This window comes from Streptomyces sp. NPDC001020 (assembly GCF_053599115.1).
The window spans coordinates 1-14,903 of record NZ_JBSFLQ010000007.1; the positions used below are offsets into that span (position 1 = coordinate 1).

Here is a 14,903-nt window from a genome sequence, read left to right on the forward strand (position 1 = left end):
CGCGAAGTCGCAGTCGATGTCCTCCTCGCGCACCACGCGGGCGATTTCGCCGACGGTGTCGTTCATGGCCTGCTGCATGGCGATGGCGGCGTGGCCGCCGCCGGCCCGTCACAGATGTCGGGTGGGCTTTCGAAACCTTACGAATGTTCCTTGAGGGCCTGCTCGATGACGCGCATGACCTCGTCGAGGGGTGCGTCGGTCCTGGCCACCGTGACCAGTACCTCGCCCTGCGCGGTCGCGGAGGCCGGCGCTGTACGGGGCGCGGATCCCCGTTCGGCCCCGATTCCCGTGCCGAAGGTCTTGCGTACGATCGCGAAAGCGTGGTCCAGCTGGGCCTCCACGTCCCCCTGGCCTCCGGCTCGCAGCCAGCGCCGCAGGACGTGGTTGTGTGCGGTGACCACCGCCGAGGCCGCCACCTCCGCGAGCAGCGGATCGTCGTTCGCGGCGTCGTCGTGCGCGTGCTCGTCGAAGTGACCGAGCAGATAGCGGGTGAAGAGCCGCTCGTAGCGGGCGACCGAGGCGATCTCCGCCTCGCGCAGCGTCGGCACCTCACGAGTGAGTTTGTAGCGCTGCACGGAGATCTCCGGCTGGGCCGCGTACATCCTCATGACTTCCTTGATGCCGCGGCACACCGTGTCGAGCGGATGCTCGTGCGCGGGCGCGGCGTTGAGCACCGCCTCGGCCCGGACCAGGGTGTCGTCGTGGTCCGGGAAGATCGCCTCCTCCTTGGAGCGGAAGTGGCGGAAGAAGGTGCGCCGGGCGACCCCGGCAGCCGCCGCGATCTCGTCGACGGTGGTCGCTTCGTACCCCTTGGTGGCGAACAGCTCCATCGCGGCGGCAGCCAGTTCCCGGCGCATCTTGAGCCGCTGGGCTGCGGCGCGAGAGCCTGCGGCACTCTCCGGTGCGTCGGGCACGGCTGGTGTACGTGAGGACTTGGCGGGCTGGGACATGACCCGAACGTACTGCATGTGCGCGGAGTGGCGCGCATGCCCGGGGGTCCCCCCGCCCCGCGCGGGCGGGGGGTGACCGGCCGGATCGAGCAGTCCGCCCCAGTCGGCGCCCTCCCCGAACCCGTCGCCGTGTCGGTCAGCGCTTGGCATATTCGCGGAAGCCGCGGCCGGTCTTGCGGCCGAGGCAGCCCGCGGCCACCAGGTGCTCCAGGAGCGGCGCGGGAGCCAGGCCCGGGTCGCGGAACTCGCGGTGCAGAACCTTCTCGATGGCCAGCGAGACATCCAGACCGACCACATCGAGCAGTTCGAACGGACCCATCGGGTAGCCGCCGCCCAGCTTCATCGCCGCGTCGATGTCGTCAAGAGACGCATAGTGCTCCTGCACCATCTTGACCGCGTTGTTGAGGTACGGGAACAGCAGGGCGTTCACGATGAAACCGGCACGGTCGCCGCAGTCGACGGGGTGCTTCCGGATCGACGTACACAGCTCGCGGACCGTTGAGTGCACGTCGTCCGCCGTCAGCACCGTGCGGACCACCTCGACCAGCTTCATGGCGGGTGCCGGGTTGAAGAAGTGCATGCCGATCACGTCCTGCGGGCGCGAGGTGGCACGGGCGCAGGCGACCACGGGCAGCGAGGAGGTGGTGGTGGCGAGGATCGCGCCGGGCCTGCAGACCTTGTCGAAGGTGGCGAACAACTGCTGCTTGGCCTGAAGGTCCTCGGCGATCGCCTCCAGCGCCAGGTCGACGTCGGCGAAGTCGTCGTAGGAGGCCGTCGGCCGGATCCGGTCCAGCGTCTGCGCGGCCGCCTCGGCCGTCATCCGGCTCTTGTCGACGGAGCGCGCGAGCGACTTGCCGATCCGAGTCTTCGCGGCCAGCGCCTTCTCCTCGGTGCGGGCGGCGAGGACGACCTCGTACCCGGCCTTTGCGAAGACCTCCGCGATCCCGGACGCCATGGTGCCGGAACCGGCGACACCGACCGAGCGGACCGTACGGCCCGGCGCCTGGACGGCGCCGTCCAGCGGGGTCAGCGCGTCGCGTACCACGGCCGAGTTGCCGGGTGTCTCGTAGGTGTAGAAGCCGCGCCCCGACTTGCGGCCGGTCAGGCCCGCCTCGCTGAGCTGCTTGAGGATCGGCGCGGGTGCGTGCAACCGGTCGCGGGAAGCGGCGTACATGGCGTCAAGGACGGTTCGGGCCGTGTCGATGCCGATCAGGTCGAGCAGGGCGAGCGGACCCATGGGCAGCCCGCAGCCCAGCCTCATCGCGGCGTCGATGTCCTCGCGGGAGGCGTACTTGGCCTCGTACATCGCGGCGGCCTGGTTCAGATAGCCGAACAGCAGCCCGTCGGCGACGAACCCGGGCCGGTCGCCCACCGCGACGGGCTCCTTGCCCAGGTCGAGGGCGAGGTTGGTCACCGCGGTGACCGCCGCGGGCGCGGTCAGCACGGACGAGACGACCTCGACCAGACGCATCGCCGGTGCCGGGTTGAAGAAGTGCAGCCCGAGGAAGCGCTCGGGGTGGGCCGAGTCGGCGGCCAGCCGGGTGACGGACAGCGCGTTGGTGCCGGTGGCGAGGACGGTGTCCGGGCGCACGATGCCGTCGAGGGCGCGGAAGACCTGCTGCTTGATCTCGTACGACTCCGGGACCACCTCGATGACCAGGTCGGCGTCGGCCGCCGCCTGCAGGTCCGTGAAGGTGTGGAAGCGGGCGAGGGCCTCGTCGCGCTCCTGCTCGCTGAGGCGCCCGCGGCTGATGGCACGGGCGAGGGAGGTCTCCAGCGCGGCGACGGCCTTGGCGGCCGCGGCCTCGCTGATGTCGATGCCGACGACCTCGCGGCCGGCCCGGGTCAGCGCCTCGGCGATGCCGGTGCCCATGGTGCCGAGACCGACCACGGCAATGGTCTTGAGCGGGGACAGAGGGGTGTCGGAGAAGGGAGTGGCCATCGCGGGACTCCAGAGATGAGGGGTGACGACTGAGGAGTGCGCCTGGGTGCGCCAACGGACGCACACAGTGCGGAGGGTGCGGGTGTTCACCGGGCCGGCGAGCGCACACGCCCGGCGCCGTCCACGGACGCGCACACGCCCGGGAACGCGATCCGACCGGCCCTGTCCCGGAGCCGAGTCGTACTGAGTACCTTGAGGTACCGAACCGACCAGTCCCCACTGCCACAGGGGCGTGAGAACTCCTTGCCGTGGCTGCGTCACCAGGCCACCGCAAGTCATGCGAGTGGTAACTCGCTCGAATGAGCTTAACCCGTGGGTAACGAGCGCGCCACCCCCCGAATTCGTGATGTCGGTCCCGGCGTCCGGCGTGCGCCCGTAGTCTCGGGTCATGGACGAGGCGTCGCGGTCACTCACGGAGCGTTTACGATCCGAGTCCGGCGGGTCGTCGACGTACGAGCGGCTGGCGGCGACCGACGATCCCGACGCGCTGGCCGCCGTACTGACCGAGCCCGGACAGCCCTTGTGGGCGCGGGAGTTGGCGGCCTTCCGGCTCGGCGTCGTGGGCGACCGGCGGGCGTTCGAGGCGCTCGTCCTGCTGCTCAACCACCGTGATCCGCAGCGCTGTGCGTCAGCCGCGTACGCCCTGGCCCGACTCGGCGATCCGCGCACCGCCCGCGCGGCAGCCGCCCTCGCCACCAACGAACTCCGCGTCGCCTACGCCCTCCACCCCGTGCGCCTGCTCGTGGAGCTGCGCGCCCCCGAGGCCGTTCCCGCGCTGATCACCACGCTGCGGCGCCGGCTGGGCCCGCACGATCCGTACCGAAAGGTGGCGCTCGCCTGCGTGGAGGGGCTCGGCGCACTCGGCGACGCCCGGGCCAGGCCCGTGCTGGAGGCGGCACTCGCGTACCCGGCGCTGGCTCAGGCGGCGGTGCGCGCGCTGGGGTGCCTCCCCAAGGAGCGATGAAGCGTCAGCCGGGCAGCGGCAACACGGCCGCGTACCGCACTTCAGGCACCGCGACCCCGTCCGCCTCGAACGTCTCCTCGGTACCGTCGGTGTGGAATCCGGCCCGTTCGTAGAAACGCCGGGCGTGGGTGTTCTCCCTGAGTACCCACAGGAGCATCCGCTCGTGACCGGCCGCGGCGCACCGGCGTGCCGACTCTGTGAGCAGCCCTCGGCCGACACCCGCCCCGAGCAGTTCGGGTGAGACGTAGATGGCGTACAACTCGGCTTCCTCGGTGCGCCTTTCGCCGTCCCGGTACGGTCCGATCGCCGCCCAGCCGACGACCTCGCCGTCCCCCTCGGCGACCAGGTTCACCACGTCGTCGCTCTGGGCGAGACGGGCGCGGCGCCGCGCGGTGTCGGCGTCCACATCGAGTGCGTCGAGATACGACTGCGGTATCAGCCCTCGGTAGGCGGTCCGCCAACCGCCGATGCGGATCTCGCTCACGCGCCGGCAGTCGTCGGGAGTCATGTCGCGTATGTGGAGGGTGCCGTGCATGAGGGAACCGTAGGCGAGCGCTGCCCGGACGGCCACGGCTTATTCCGGCAGCACCGCGTACGCTTCGACCTCCATCAGGAACTCCGGCCGCACCAGCGCCGCCACCTGCACCGCAGACGAGGCGGGCAGGCGGTCCTCCGGTATGTGCTCGGCGCGGGCCGTGCGGATCACGGGCAGGTACGCCATGTCCGTGACGAAGTAGGTCAGTTTGACCACGTCGTCGAACGTGGCACCGGCGGCGGCCAGACAGCGGCGCAGGTTCTCGAAGACCTGGCGGGCCTGGGCGGCCGGGTCGCCCTCGCCGACGAGCTTGCCGTCCTCGTCCAGGGCGAGCTGGCCGGAGATCGCGACGAAGCGCCCGGTGCCCATGACGACGTGGGTGTAGGCGGCGGCGGGGGCGACCCCGTCGGGGGCGGGAATCCTGGTCAGTTCGCTCATGGGTCCATGGTGGACCACGGGTCTGACAGCGCGGATGCGAGGCCCCCGACGGGCCTCGGGGCCGGGCTCAGCCGCGATGGCCGAGCAGTCCGTGCAGCGTCGAGCCGGGCGAGGCGGGCGACGCGGCCTTGGCGCGCAGCGGCTTCGGATCGGGCCGCCGCTTGCACACCGCGTCGGCTTCGCCGCTGCCGTGCGGCACCTTGCCGTTCGCGAGGTACGCCACCAGATGTCTGTCCAGGCAGGTGTTCCCGCTGAGCGTGATGCCGTGGTTACCGCCACCCTGCTCGACCACCAGACTGGAGCGGCGCAGCAGGTGATGGACCCTCACACCGCCCTGGTACGGGGTGGCGGCGTCGTCGGTCGCCTGGAACAGCAGCGTCGGCGGCAGCGCGTCGTTCGCCACGTTCACCGGTCGCAGCGAGTCCGTCCGCCAGAAGGCGCACGGCGCGTTGTACCAGGTGTTGCTCCAGGCCATGAACGGCGCCTTGGCGTACACCGCCCAGGTGTCCTTGCGCCACTGCGCCCAGTCGTGCGGCCAGGAGGTGTCACGGCACTGCACCGCGGTGTAGACGCTGTAGCCGTTGTCTCCACCGGGGTCTGCCTTGCCGACCTTTTCGTACGCCTTGACCAGCGGGCCGGGGTCATGGTGGTTCGCGTAGGCGGCGAACGCGGCGGCGAGGTTCGGCCAGTAGCCGTTGAAGTAGCCACCCGGGACGAAGATGTCCTCCAACTCGGAGGCGCCCACCTTGTTCCGGGCCGGATGCCTGGCCAGTGCCGCCCGCATCGCGTACCACTTGGCCTCGACCACGGCCGGGTCGGTGCCGAGCCGGTACGTCGAGTTGTACTTGGCGACCCAGGCGAGGAACGCCCGGTGGCGGTCGTTGAACGCGTAGTCCTGCTCGACGTTGTCCTTGTACCAGACCCCGCTGGGGTCGACGATGGAGTCGAGCACCAGACGGCGTACCCGCTTCGGGAAGAGCTTCGCGTACACCGCGCCCAGGTATGTGCCGTACGAGTAGCCGAAGTAGCTGACCTTCCTGGCGCCGAGCGCCTGCCGGATCGCGTCCATGTCCCGTACGGCGCTCAGGGTGTCGATGTACGGCAGCACGCTCGCGTACTTGGTGGCGCACGCCTTGGCGAAGGAGGCGGCGCGGGAGATGCCGGTCCGCTCCAGAGCGGATGTGCTGGGCACCGAGTCGGGGCGTACCGGCTTGGAGTGGCCGGGCAGGCAGTTGAGGGTGGGCTTGCTCTTGCCCACGCCCCGTGGGTCGAAGCCGATGACGTCGTACTGCGACGCCACCGACTTGGGCAGGGCGGAGGCGACGAACCCGGCGAGCGTCAGACCGCTGCCGCCGGGCCCGCCCGGGTTGACCAGCAGCGGTCCCTGGTAGGTCTTCGCCGTGTGCGGGACGCGTGACAGCGCCAGGCTGATCTGCCGTCCGCGAGGGTTCGCATGGTCGAGCGGCACCGTGACGGACGCGCACTGGAGCGTCCGATAGCGGGCGGTGGCGCACTTCTTCCAGATGGGCTGAGCCGCTTGCGCGGTGCCCGCGATGTGCGCTGCGCTCGCCTCGGCCGGGACGGTGGTGAGCGTCCCCGCCACCATGGCAGCGGCAGCGCACAGCACGGCTGCGCGTCTTCTCATGTGAAAACTCCCAGGACGGAGGCGGTCGGCCGGATATGTCAGGCCCTCGCCGCATCGTCCCGGAAAGCCCGGCTGTATGAACGTGTTCAGGTAAGACATGACCCAATTGGGTCGCCTGAAGCGCTCGGATGCGCCGTGTGTTCCCTCACAGGTCATCAGGTTGATCACCCGTCACCGCGATTGATTCCGTACGTAGTTCGGCGCGCCGCATCTCTGTGCGGGGGTGATGACCCGCTCAGCCGTCCGTGGGCGTGCCCCGAGGTGTGATGGGATGACACACACTCCACCACACGTACAGAAAGAGGAAGGCCATGGCGCAGGTCGAGTCCACGACGGAGCGGACCATCGCGGCGGACGCGGAGACGGTGTTCGACGCCCTCGCGGACTACCGGGGCACCCGCTCGAAGCTGCTGCCCGAGCAGTTCAGCGAGTACGAGGTGCGCGAGGGGGGCGACGGTGAGGGCACTCTCGTCCACTGGAAGCTCCAGGCCACCAGCAAGCGTGTCCGGGACTGCCTCCTCGAGGTGAGCGAGCCGACCGACGGTGAACTCGTCGAGAAGGACCGCAACTCCTCCATGGTCACCACGTGGCGGGTCACCCCGGCCGACGAGGGCCGATCCCGCGTCGTCGTCACCACCACCTGGAAGGGGGCCGGCGGCGTCGGAGGCTTCTTCGAGCGGACCTTCGCGCCCAAGGGCCTCGCCCGAATCTATGACGCGGTGCTCGCCAAGCTGGCCGCAGAGGTGGAGAAGTAGCACCGGGGCAACACGAACAACGGGGTTCGTCACCGTAGGCGGCCCACCACTCCACGTGCGCTCCGGGGGCGCGGATCCCACGATCCGAGCCCCCGGAGCGCATTTCGTCAGTCATTCGGCTGAATCTCACGCTCACCGTTTCGAGTGGTTTTCGGTGCGGAGCGGTTGTACGCCGTAGGGCTCCGACCGGCGGATACCCGTGCGGGGCCCGTCCCGAAGGCGACTCGTCCCGCTTGGTCGCGTCCCGCAGTGCGAGAAATTGGTCCGCGCAGGCGCGACGAGGGGAGCGGTACGTGGGCGTGACGACGGTGGTGGACGTGGACAGCGAGCGGGTCGTGTCACCCGCGCTCCCGGACACGTCCCAGGAGCCGGCCGACACCGGAGCGCCGACCGGCACCGGAGAACCGGGGGCGCTCAGCCCCCGCCGCGTGCGCCTGGTCTTCTTCGGGCTGATGCTCGCGCTGCTGCTCGCCGCGCTCGACCAGATGATCGTGGCCACCGCGCTCCCGAAGATCGTCGGCGAGTTGCACGGCCTGGAGCGGATGTCCTGGGCGATCACCGCCTACCTGCTGACCTCCACCGTGGGCCTGCCGGTCTACGGCAAGTGCGGAGACCTCTTCGGCCGCAAGGGCGTCTTCCAGTTCGCGATCGCCGTCTTCGTCGTCGGCTCGGCGCTCGCCGGACGGGCGCAGACCATGGACCAGCTGATCGCCTTCCGCGCGATCCAGGGCATCGGCGCCGGCGGGCTGATGATCGGCGTACAGGCGATCATCGCGGACGTCGTCCCGCCCCGTGAACGCGGCCGCTTCATGGGCCTGATCGGCGCCTCCTTCGGCCTCGCCTCCGTGGCCGGACCCCTGCTCGGCGGCTACTTCACCGACCATCTCTCCTGGCGCTGGTGCTTCTACATCAACGTGCCCTTCGGCCTGATCACCCTGGCCGTCGTCGCCATCGTGCTGAAACTGCCGAAGCCCGTCGGGAAGGTCCGCCTCGATGTGCTCGGCACACTGCTGCTGGCCGCCGCGTCCACCTGTCTGGTGCTGCTGACCAGTTGGGGCGGCATCGAGTACGACTGGGACTCGCGTGTCATCCTGGGGCTGGGCGCGGGCGCGGTCCTCGCGAGCGCCCTCTTCCTGGTCGCCGAGGGGTTCGCCCCCGAACCCCTCATCCCGCTGAGGCTCTTCAGGGACTCGGTCTTCAACGTCACCGCACTGGTGGGGCTGGTCGTCGGTATCGCGCTGTTCGGCGCCGCCAGCTACCTTCCCACCTTCCTGCAGATGGTCGACGGGGCGAGCGCCACCGGGTCCGGGCTGCTGATGCTGCCGATGATGGCCGGGGTCGTCGGCGCCTCGATCGTCTGCGGACAACTCGTCAGCAAGACCGGCCGTTACCGGATCTACCCGGTCCTCGGCAGTGCCCTGTCCGCCGTCGGCATGTGGCTGCTGTCCCGACTCGACGTGGACACATCGAGGCTGGAGTACAGCACCTGGATGGCGGTACTCGGCGCCGGTATCGGCATGGTGATGCCGGTCCTGGTCCTCGCCGTGCAGAACTCCGTGCGCCCTGCCGACCTCGGCACCGCGACCAGCGCCAACAACTACTTCCGGCAGATCGGCGGAAGCGTCGGGGCCGCCGTCTTCGGCACCCTGTTCGCGAACCGGCTCTCGGACGCCCTGCGAGAACGCCTCCCCGCGGGCGCGGGTGCCCACCTGCCCGACGCCCAGTCCATCACCCCGCAACTGGTCCACGCACTGCCCCCGGCCCTGCGCCAGGCATACATCGACGCCTACGCGGACGCCATGCCGCGGATCTTCCTCTACCTCGTGCCGGTGCTCGTCCTCGGCCTGCTCATCGCCTTCTTCCTCAAGGAGAAACCACTGGTGTCCCACAACGCCTCCGCCGAGTCGCCGCTCGCCGCCTCCGCCGAGTCCCCGCTCGCCGCCCAGGTGCCGCACGCGCGGGCGCCCTACGCCGCCGGAGTACCCGTCTGCGGCACGGTCCAGCACCCCGACGGCACCGTCGTACCGCGCGCCGCCCTCACCCTCATCGACGTCACGGGACAGCAGATCGGGCGGGGCGCGAGCGGCGAGGACGGACGGTACGCGCTGTCCACGCCCGGGTCCGGGTCATACGTCCTGATCGCCGCGGCCGGCGGCCACCAGCCACAGGCGGTCTCGGTGACCGTCGGGGAGCGCGCGGTGGAGCTGGACGTCGTGCTCGGTGGCGCGGGGCGGCTCGCGGGGAGCGTGCTCACGGCCGACGGCACGCCGGTGCGCGATGCCGCCGTCACGCTCACCAACGTGCACGGCGAGGTGGTCGCGAGCACGCGCAGCGGGCGTGACGGAGGGTATGTGATCGGCGAGTTGGTGGCCGGGGAGTACACCCTCGCGGCCAGCGCGCCGGCGTTCCGCCCGGCGGCGCTTCCCGTCACCGTGCAGGCCTCGCGCGAGACCCGGCAGGACGTCGAACTCGCGGGCGGCGCGGTGCTGCGCGGCACCGTGCGTGCCGGAGACGGGCGGCCCGTCGAGGACGCGCGGGTGACGCTCCTCGATGCCGCCGGCAACGTCGTCGACACGCTCACCACGGGCGCCGACGGGACGTTCCGGTTCGTCGACCTGTCCTCCGGGGAGTACACCGTGATCGCGGCTGGGTACCCGCCGGTGGCCACGGTGCTCCAGGTGGCCGGGGGCGGCAGGACCGAACGGGACCTGCAACTGGGGCACGAGGACTGAGGGCACGAGGGCGCCCAGCCGGTCCCGCCGAAAAGGGGTGGGGGTGTGATCACCGAATGAGTACGCTCTCCGCCATGACAAGGCTGGAGCGGCTGCGGGCCGACCACGAACCCGCCCTGTTGGCCTTCGAACGGGAGAACCGGGAGTACTTCGCACGGTTCGTCCCCGATCGCGGGGACGCCTTCTTCGCCGAGTTCACTTCCATGCTCCGCGCCCGGCTCGCCGAGCAGGAGGCCGGTCTGTGCCACTTCCATGTCGTCATCGACGACCAGGGCGAGCTGATCGGCCGCGTCAATCTCGTGGACGTCACGGCGGGAAGCGTCGAACTCGGCTACCGGATCGGTGAGCGCGCCGGGGGCCGGGGCGTGGCGACGGCCATGGTGAGGGATGTCTGCCGTCTTGCCGCCACGGAGTACGGCCTCCTGGAACTGACGGCGAGGGTCACGCTGGACAATCCGGCTTCCGCGGCCGTCCTTCTGCGCAACGGCTTCACCGCCGTGGACGACGACATCCGGATCGGTGGGCAGCCCGGCGTGCTCTACCGGCGTCGGCTCACCGACACGCGTTGAACGACTCCGGCCCACTCGGCGGCGATGTCACAGCAGGCCGACCGCGGTGTCCACCGCGGTCTCCACGCTGCCTTCGGCGGGATACAGCAGGGACCGGCCGACGACCAGGCCCTGGACGGTGGGCAGCCGCAGCGCCTTGCGCCACTTCTCGTAGAGGCCTGCCTGGTCCTTGCCGACCTCGCCGCCGAGGAGCACGGCGGGCAGGGTCGAGGCCTCCAGCGCCTCGGCCATGTCGTCGGGGTTGTCGGTGACGGGGAGCTTGAGCCAGGTGTAGGCGGAGGTGCCACCCAGGCCCGAGGCGATGGCGATGGACCGGGTGACGGCCTCGGCGCTCAGGTCGTTGTGCACCCGGCCGTCGACGCGGCGCGATATGAACGGCTCGATGAACAGCGGCAGTCGGCGCGCCGCCATGTCGTCGACGGCCCGTGCCGTCGACTCCAGGGTCCGCAGGGAGCCCGGGTTGTCGTAGTCGATGCGCAACAGCAGCTTCCCGGCGTCGAAGCGCAGCCGTTCGATGTCCTCGGCGCGATGGCCGGTGAAGCGGTCGTCCATCTCGAAGGACGCGCCGGCGAGTCCGCCGCGGTTCATGGAGCCCATGACGACCTTGCCGTCCAGGACGCCCAGCAGCAGTAGGTCCTCCAGGATGTCGGCGGTCGCGAGCACCCCGTCCACGCCGGGCCGGGACAGCGCGATGCACACGCGTTCCAGGAGAACGGCCCGGTTGGCCATGGCCAGGTGGCGGTCGCCGATGTCGAGGGCGCCGCGCGCCGGATGGTCGGCGGCCACGATCATGAGGCGGCCGCTGTCACCGATCAGCGGGCGGCGGACGCGCCGGGCGGCGGCTTCGGCGATGGCCTCCGGATTGCGGGCGCGCACGGTGACGAGGTCGGGAATGCGGATGCTCAAGACGGGCTCCGTTCAGGGTGGCGGCGGTCGGCCGCGTGCGCTGAGGGTCCTGGGCGGGGCAGTCGGCCGCGTGCGAGGGAGGACTTCGACGGGGTGGTCAGCCGCGTGCCAGGAGGTCGGCGATCTCCGACTCGGTCGGCATCGCGGAGGAGCAGGCGAGGCGGGAGGCGACGAGCGCTCCGGCCGCGTTGGCGTGACGCATGATCTCCTCCAGCGGACGGCCGGCGAGCAGTCCGTGGCAGAGCGAACCGCCGAAGGCGTCCCCGGCACCGAGTCCGTTGACGACCTCCACGGGCACGGGCAGTACCTCGGCCGTCGTACCGTCGCGGTGCACGGCGAGTACCCCCTTGGAGCCCTGCTTGACGACCGCGAGTTCCACGCCCGCGTCCAGCAGTGCCTGGGCGCAGGCCCGCGGTTCGTGGACGCCGGTGGCGATCTGGCACTCGTCGAGGTTGCCCACGGCCACGGTGGCGTGACGTAGCGCCTCGGCGTAGTACAGGTGCGCGACATCGGGGTCGTTCCAGAACATGGGGCGCCAGTCGAGGTCGAACACGGTGATGCCGGCCTTGTCCCGTGCCGCGAGGGCGGCCAGCGTGGCGGAGCGGCTGGGCTCCTCGCTCAGGCCGGTGCCCGTGATCCAGAAGATGCGGGCGGAGCGGATGGCGGGGAGGTCCAGCTCGGTGGCCCGGATCTCGAGGTCGGGGGCTTTGGGCCGACGGTAGAAGTAGAGCGGGAAGTCGTCCGGCGGGAAGATCTCGCAGAACGTGATCGGGGTCTGGAGGGCGTCCACGGGCGTGACGAAACGGTCGTCGACCCCGAACTCCTTGAGAGCCTGGTGCAGGTAGGTGCCGAAGGGGTCGTTCCCGGTCCGGCTGATCAGCGCGGTGGTGCGGCCGAGGCGGGCGGCGGCCACCGCGACGTTGGCCGCGGAGCCGCCCAGGAACTTTCCGAACGACTCGACCTGGGGGAGCGGCACACCGGTCTGCAAGGGGTAGAGATCTACCCCGAGGCGCCCCATGGTGATGACATCGAAACGTTCGACGGGCTCAGGCATGCGCGTCGCTCCTCGTGCGGGGGGTGCGGACCGGCCGCCGCCCGGAAGGCTGGTGTCCGGGCCCGGATGCCTCACAGGTGTAGGCCGCCGGGCATGCCGCTGTCAAGGCTTTGTACTTACATACGGACCTGCTTCTGAAATGATGTCTTGACAAAGTCTTGACAGGTGGGTGCGACAGGGGCTTGTATCCCGTCCCAGCGAAACCGCCGCTTCACCGGAACACGACCCGGACGCCCCGTCCGGACCCCGCGTGGGTTCCCGCCGGCGCTGTCCACTTCCTTTCCCCCGGCCGCACAGTGAGGTGCAGGAAAGATGGACCGCACGTTCCACCCCCGCCGTTCTCGAAGGGTCGCTCCCCTCGTCGCAATAGCCGCGGCCTCCGCGCTGCTCATCGCCGGCTGCTCCAGCAGCTCGGGCGGGAAGAAGGCGGAGGAGCACGGCTCCGAGGCCGCCGCGGGCAAGGCCGGCACCCCCCGGATGACGGTCGCGCTGGTCACCCACCAGGCAGCCGGCGACACCTTCTGGGACATCGTCCGCAAGGGAGCCGAGGCCGCCGCGGCCAAGGACAACATCAAGCTCATCTACTCGAACGACCCGAACGCGGGCAACCAGGCCGGCCTGGTTCAGAACGCGATCGACCAGAAGGTCGACGGCGTCGCGGTCACCCTCGCCAAACCGGACGCCATGAAGGACGTCCTGGGCAAGGCGGCGCAGTCCGGCATCCCCGTGGTCGGCCTGAACTCGGGACTGAGCGACTGGCGGAAGCTGGGGCTGCTGGAGTTCTTCGGGCAGGACGAGAGCGTGGCGGGCGAGGCGTTGGGCAGGAAGCTGACCGAGATCGGCGCCAAGAACGCGGTCTGTGTGATCCATGAGCAGGGGAACGTCGGGCTCACCCAGCGCTGTGACGGTGTGAAGAAGACGTTCGGCGGCAAGACCCAGATCCTCAACGTCAACGGCGCCGACATGCCGTCCGTGAAGTCGACGATCAATGCCAAACTCAAGCAGGACAGCTCCATCGACTATGTGCTCACCCTCGGCGCCCCGTTCGCCCTGACCGCGGTGCAGTCGGTCGGTGACGCCGGCAGCAAGGCGAAGGTCGCCACCTTCGACCTCAACAAGGACCTGACCGGCGCCATCAAGAAGGGTGACATCCAGTTCGCCGTCGACCAGCAGCCCTATCTGCAGGGCTACCTGGCAGTCGACTCCCTGTGGCTCTTCAAGAACAACGGCAACTACAGCGGCGGAGGTGAGCAGCCGGTGCTGACCGGCCCGGCCTTCGTCGACAAGTCCAACGTCGACACCGTCGCGGCGTTCGCCGCGAAGGGCACGAGGTGATGGCCATGGCCCAGGGGGCTGCGCCGGCGGGGACCTCACCGCCGGCCTCCGGCCCCGGCGAACGCGACGGCCGGACTGTACGGCCATCCCTCGTGCTCCGGCTGCTCGCCCGGCCCGAGGTCGGCGTCTTCCTCGGTGCCGTGGCGGTGTTCGTCTTCTTCTTCGCCGTCGCGCCGACGTTCCGCTCGGGCAGTGCGATGGCCACCGTCCTCTACCAGTCGTCCACCATCGGGATCATGGCGCTGCCGGTGGCCCTGCTGATGATCGGCGGCGAGTTCGACCTGTCGGCCGGCGTCGCCGTGATCACCTCGGCGCTGACCGCGAGCATGGTCAGCTACCAGCTCACCATGAACGTATGGGTGGGCGTGGTCGTCGCGCTCGTGGTGTCGCTGGCGATCGGGGCGTTCAACGGCTGGATGATGACGCGCACCGGGCTGCCCAGCTTCCTGGTGACCCTCGGCACCTTCCTGGGGCTGCAGGGCGTCAACCTCGCGATCACCAAGCTGGTCACCGGCAATGTCGCGACCGACGACATCAGCACGATGGACGGCTTCGGCCAGGCCAAGGCGCTCTTCGCGTCGTCGTTCACCGTCGGCGGGGTCCAGTTCAAGGTCACCGTCCTGTGGTGGCTGGGCTTCGCCGCCCTGGCCACCTGGGTGCTGCTGCGCACCAAGTACGGCAACTGGATCTTCGCGGTCGGCGGCGACAAGGACAGCGCACGAGCCGTCGGCGTGCCGGTGAAGTTCACCAAGATCTCGCTGTTCATGGTGGTGGGCTTCGGCGCCTGGTTCGCCGGTATGCACCAGCTGTTCGCCTTCAACACCGTGCAGTCCGGCGAGGGCGTGGGCCAGGAACTGATCTACATCGCCGCCGCGGTGATCGGCGGCTGTCTGCTGACCGGCGGCTACGGTTCCGCGATCGGCCCGGTCTTCGGTGCTTTCATGTTCGGCATGGTGAGTCAGGGCATCGTCTACGCCGGCTGGAACCCCGACTGGTTCAAGGCCTTCCTCGGCGTGATGCTCATCGGGGCGACCCTTGTCAATCTGTGGGTTCAGAAGTCCGCGACTCGGAGGTGACC

13 protein-coding genes are annotated in these 14,903 nt (G+C 70.1%); 6 read left to right on the forward strand and 7 right to left on the reverse strand.

Annotated features, from left to right (window positions below):
- Positions 1-137: 137 nt before the first annotated feature.
- Positions 138-950: a TetR family transcriptional regulator gene (locus ACWDEX_RS08100; protein WP_450462434.1), complete on the reverse strand. Its 813-nt coding sequence runs from the start codon at positions 948-950 to the stop codon at positions 138-140.
- 136 nt (positions 951-1,086) lie between these two features.
- Positions 1,087-2,892 carry a 3-hydroxyacyl-CoA dehydrogenase family protein gene (locus tag ACWDEX_RS08105; protein WP_450462435.1) on the reverse strand — a complete coding sequence of 602 codons (1,806 nt, stop codon included), beginning with the start codon at positions 2,890-2,892 and terminating at the stop codon, positions 1,087-1,089.
- A 388-nt stretch (positions 2,893-3,280) separates the two neighbouring features.
- Between ACWDEX_RS08105 and ACWDEX_RS08110 the strand changes: the two genes are divergently transcribed.
- Positions 3,281-3,856 carry an adenylosuccinate lyase gene (locus ACWDEX_RS08110; protein WP_450462436.1) on the forward strand — a complete coding sequence of 192 codons (576 nt, stop codon included), beginning with the start codon at positions 3,281-3,283 and terminating at the stop codon, positions 3,854-3,856.
- A gap of 4 nt (positions 3,857-3,860) precedes the next feature.
- Here ACWDEX_RS08110 and ACWDEX_RS08115 read toward each other — a convergent pair whose 3' ends face one another.
- The 3 genes from ACWDEX_RS08115 to ACWDEX_RS08125 form a co-directional block, all read right to left on the reverse strand.
- Complete coding sequence (locus ACWDEX_RS08115) at positions 3,861-4,391, reverse strand: N-acetyltransferase family protein (protein WP_450462437.1); 531 nt, start codon at positions 4,389-4,391, stop codon at positions 3,861-3,863.
- A 39-nt stretch (positions 4,392-4,430) separates the two neighbouring features.
- Positions 4,431-4,829: a RidA family protein gene (locus tag ACWDEX_RS08120; RefSeq protein WP_450462438.1), complete on the reverse strand. Its 399-nt coding sequence runs from the start codon at positions 4,827-4,829 to the stop codon at positions 4,431-4,433.
- 67 nt (positions 4,830-4,896) lie between these two features.
- The gene (locus ACWDEX_RS08125) at positions 4,897-6,474 is read right to left on the reverse strand and encodes an alpha/beta hydrolase (protein ID WP_450462439.1); all 1,578 of its coding nucleotides are present in this window, start codon (positions 6,472-6,474) and stop codon (positions 4,897-4,899) included.
- 311 nt (positions 6,475-6,785) lie between these two features.
- Here ACWDEX_RS08125 and ACWDEX_RS08130 point away from each other — a divergent pair, with 311 nt between their 5' ends.
- The 3 genes from ACWDEX_RS08130 (at position 6,786) to ACWDEX_RS08140 (ending at position 10,530) form a co-directional block, all read left to right on the forward strand.
- Entirely contained in the window at positions 6,786-7,229 is a 444-nt protein-coding gene (locus tag ACWDEX_RS08130) for an SRPBCC family protein (protein WP_450462440.1), read from the forward strand.
- A gap of 293 nt (positions 7,230-7,522) precedes the next feature.
- Positions 7,523-9,961, forward strand: coding sequence for an MFS transporter (locus ACWDEX_RS08135; protein WP_450462441.1), 2,439 nt, complete (start codon positions 7,523-7,525; stop codon positions 9,959-9,961).
- Positions 9,962-10,035: 74 nt separating this feature from the next.
- Positions 10,036-10,530, forward strand: coding sequence for a GNAT family N-acetyltransferase (locus ACWDEX_RS08140; RefSeq protein ID WP_450462442.1), 495 nt, complete (start codon positions 10,036-10,038; stop codon positions 10,528-10,530).
- Between the two features lie 27 nt (positions 10,531-10,557).
- Here the strand turns inward: ACWDEX_RS08140 and ACWDEX_RS08145 are convergent, their stop codons facing one another.
- Together ACWDEX_RS08145 and iolC are read right to left on the reverse strand one after the other, a co-directional pair.
- Complete coding sequence (locus ACWDEX_RS08145; RefSeq protein ID WP_450462443.1) at positions 10,558-11,436, reverse strand: Cgl0159 family (beta/alpha)8-fold protein; 879 nt, start codon at positions 11,434-11,436, stop codon at positions 10,558-10,560.
- 97 nt (positions 11,437-11,533) lie between these two features.
- A complete protein-coding gene (iolC, locus tag ACWDEX_RS08150) occupies positions 11,534-12,490 on the reverse strand; it encodes a 5-dehydro-2-deoxygluconokinase (RefSeq protein ID WP_450462444.1) in 957 nt (318 codons plus the stop codon).
- A 312-nt stretch (positions 12,491-12,802) separates the two neighbouring features.
- Here iolC and ACWDEX_RS08155 point away from each other — a divergent pair, with 312 nt between their 5' ends.
- Both ACWDEX_RS08155 and ACWDEX_RS08160 read left to right on the forward strand, forming a co-directional pair.
- The gene (locus ACWDEX_RS08155) at positions 12,803-13,825 is read left to right on the forward strand and encodes a sugar ABC transporter substrate-binding protein (protein ID WP_450462445.1); all 1,023 of its coding nucleotides are present in this window, start codon (positions 12,803-12,805) and stop codon (positions 13,823-13,825) included.
- Positions 13,825-14,901 carry an ABC transporter permease gene (locus ACWDEX_RS08160; RefSeq protein WP_450462446.1) on the forward strand — a complete coding sequence of 359 codons (1,077 nt, stop codon included), beginning with the start codon at positions 13,825-13,827 and terminating at the stop codon, positions 14,899-14,901. The genes ACWDEX_RS08155 and ACWDEX_RS08160 overlap by 1 nt, the downstream gene beginning before the upstream one ends.
- The last annotated feature ends 2 nt before the right edge of the window (positions 14,902-14,903 follow it).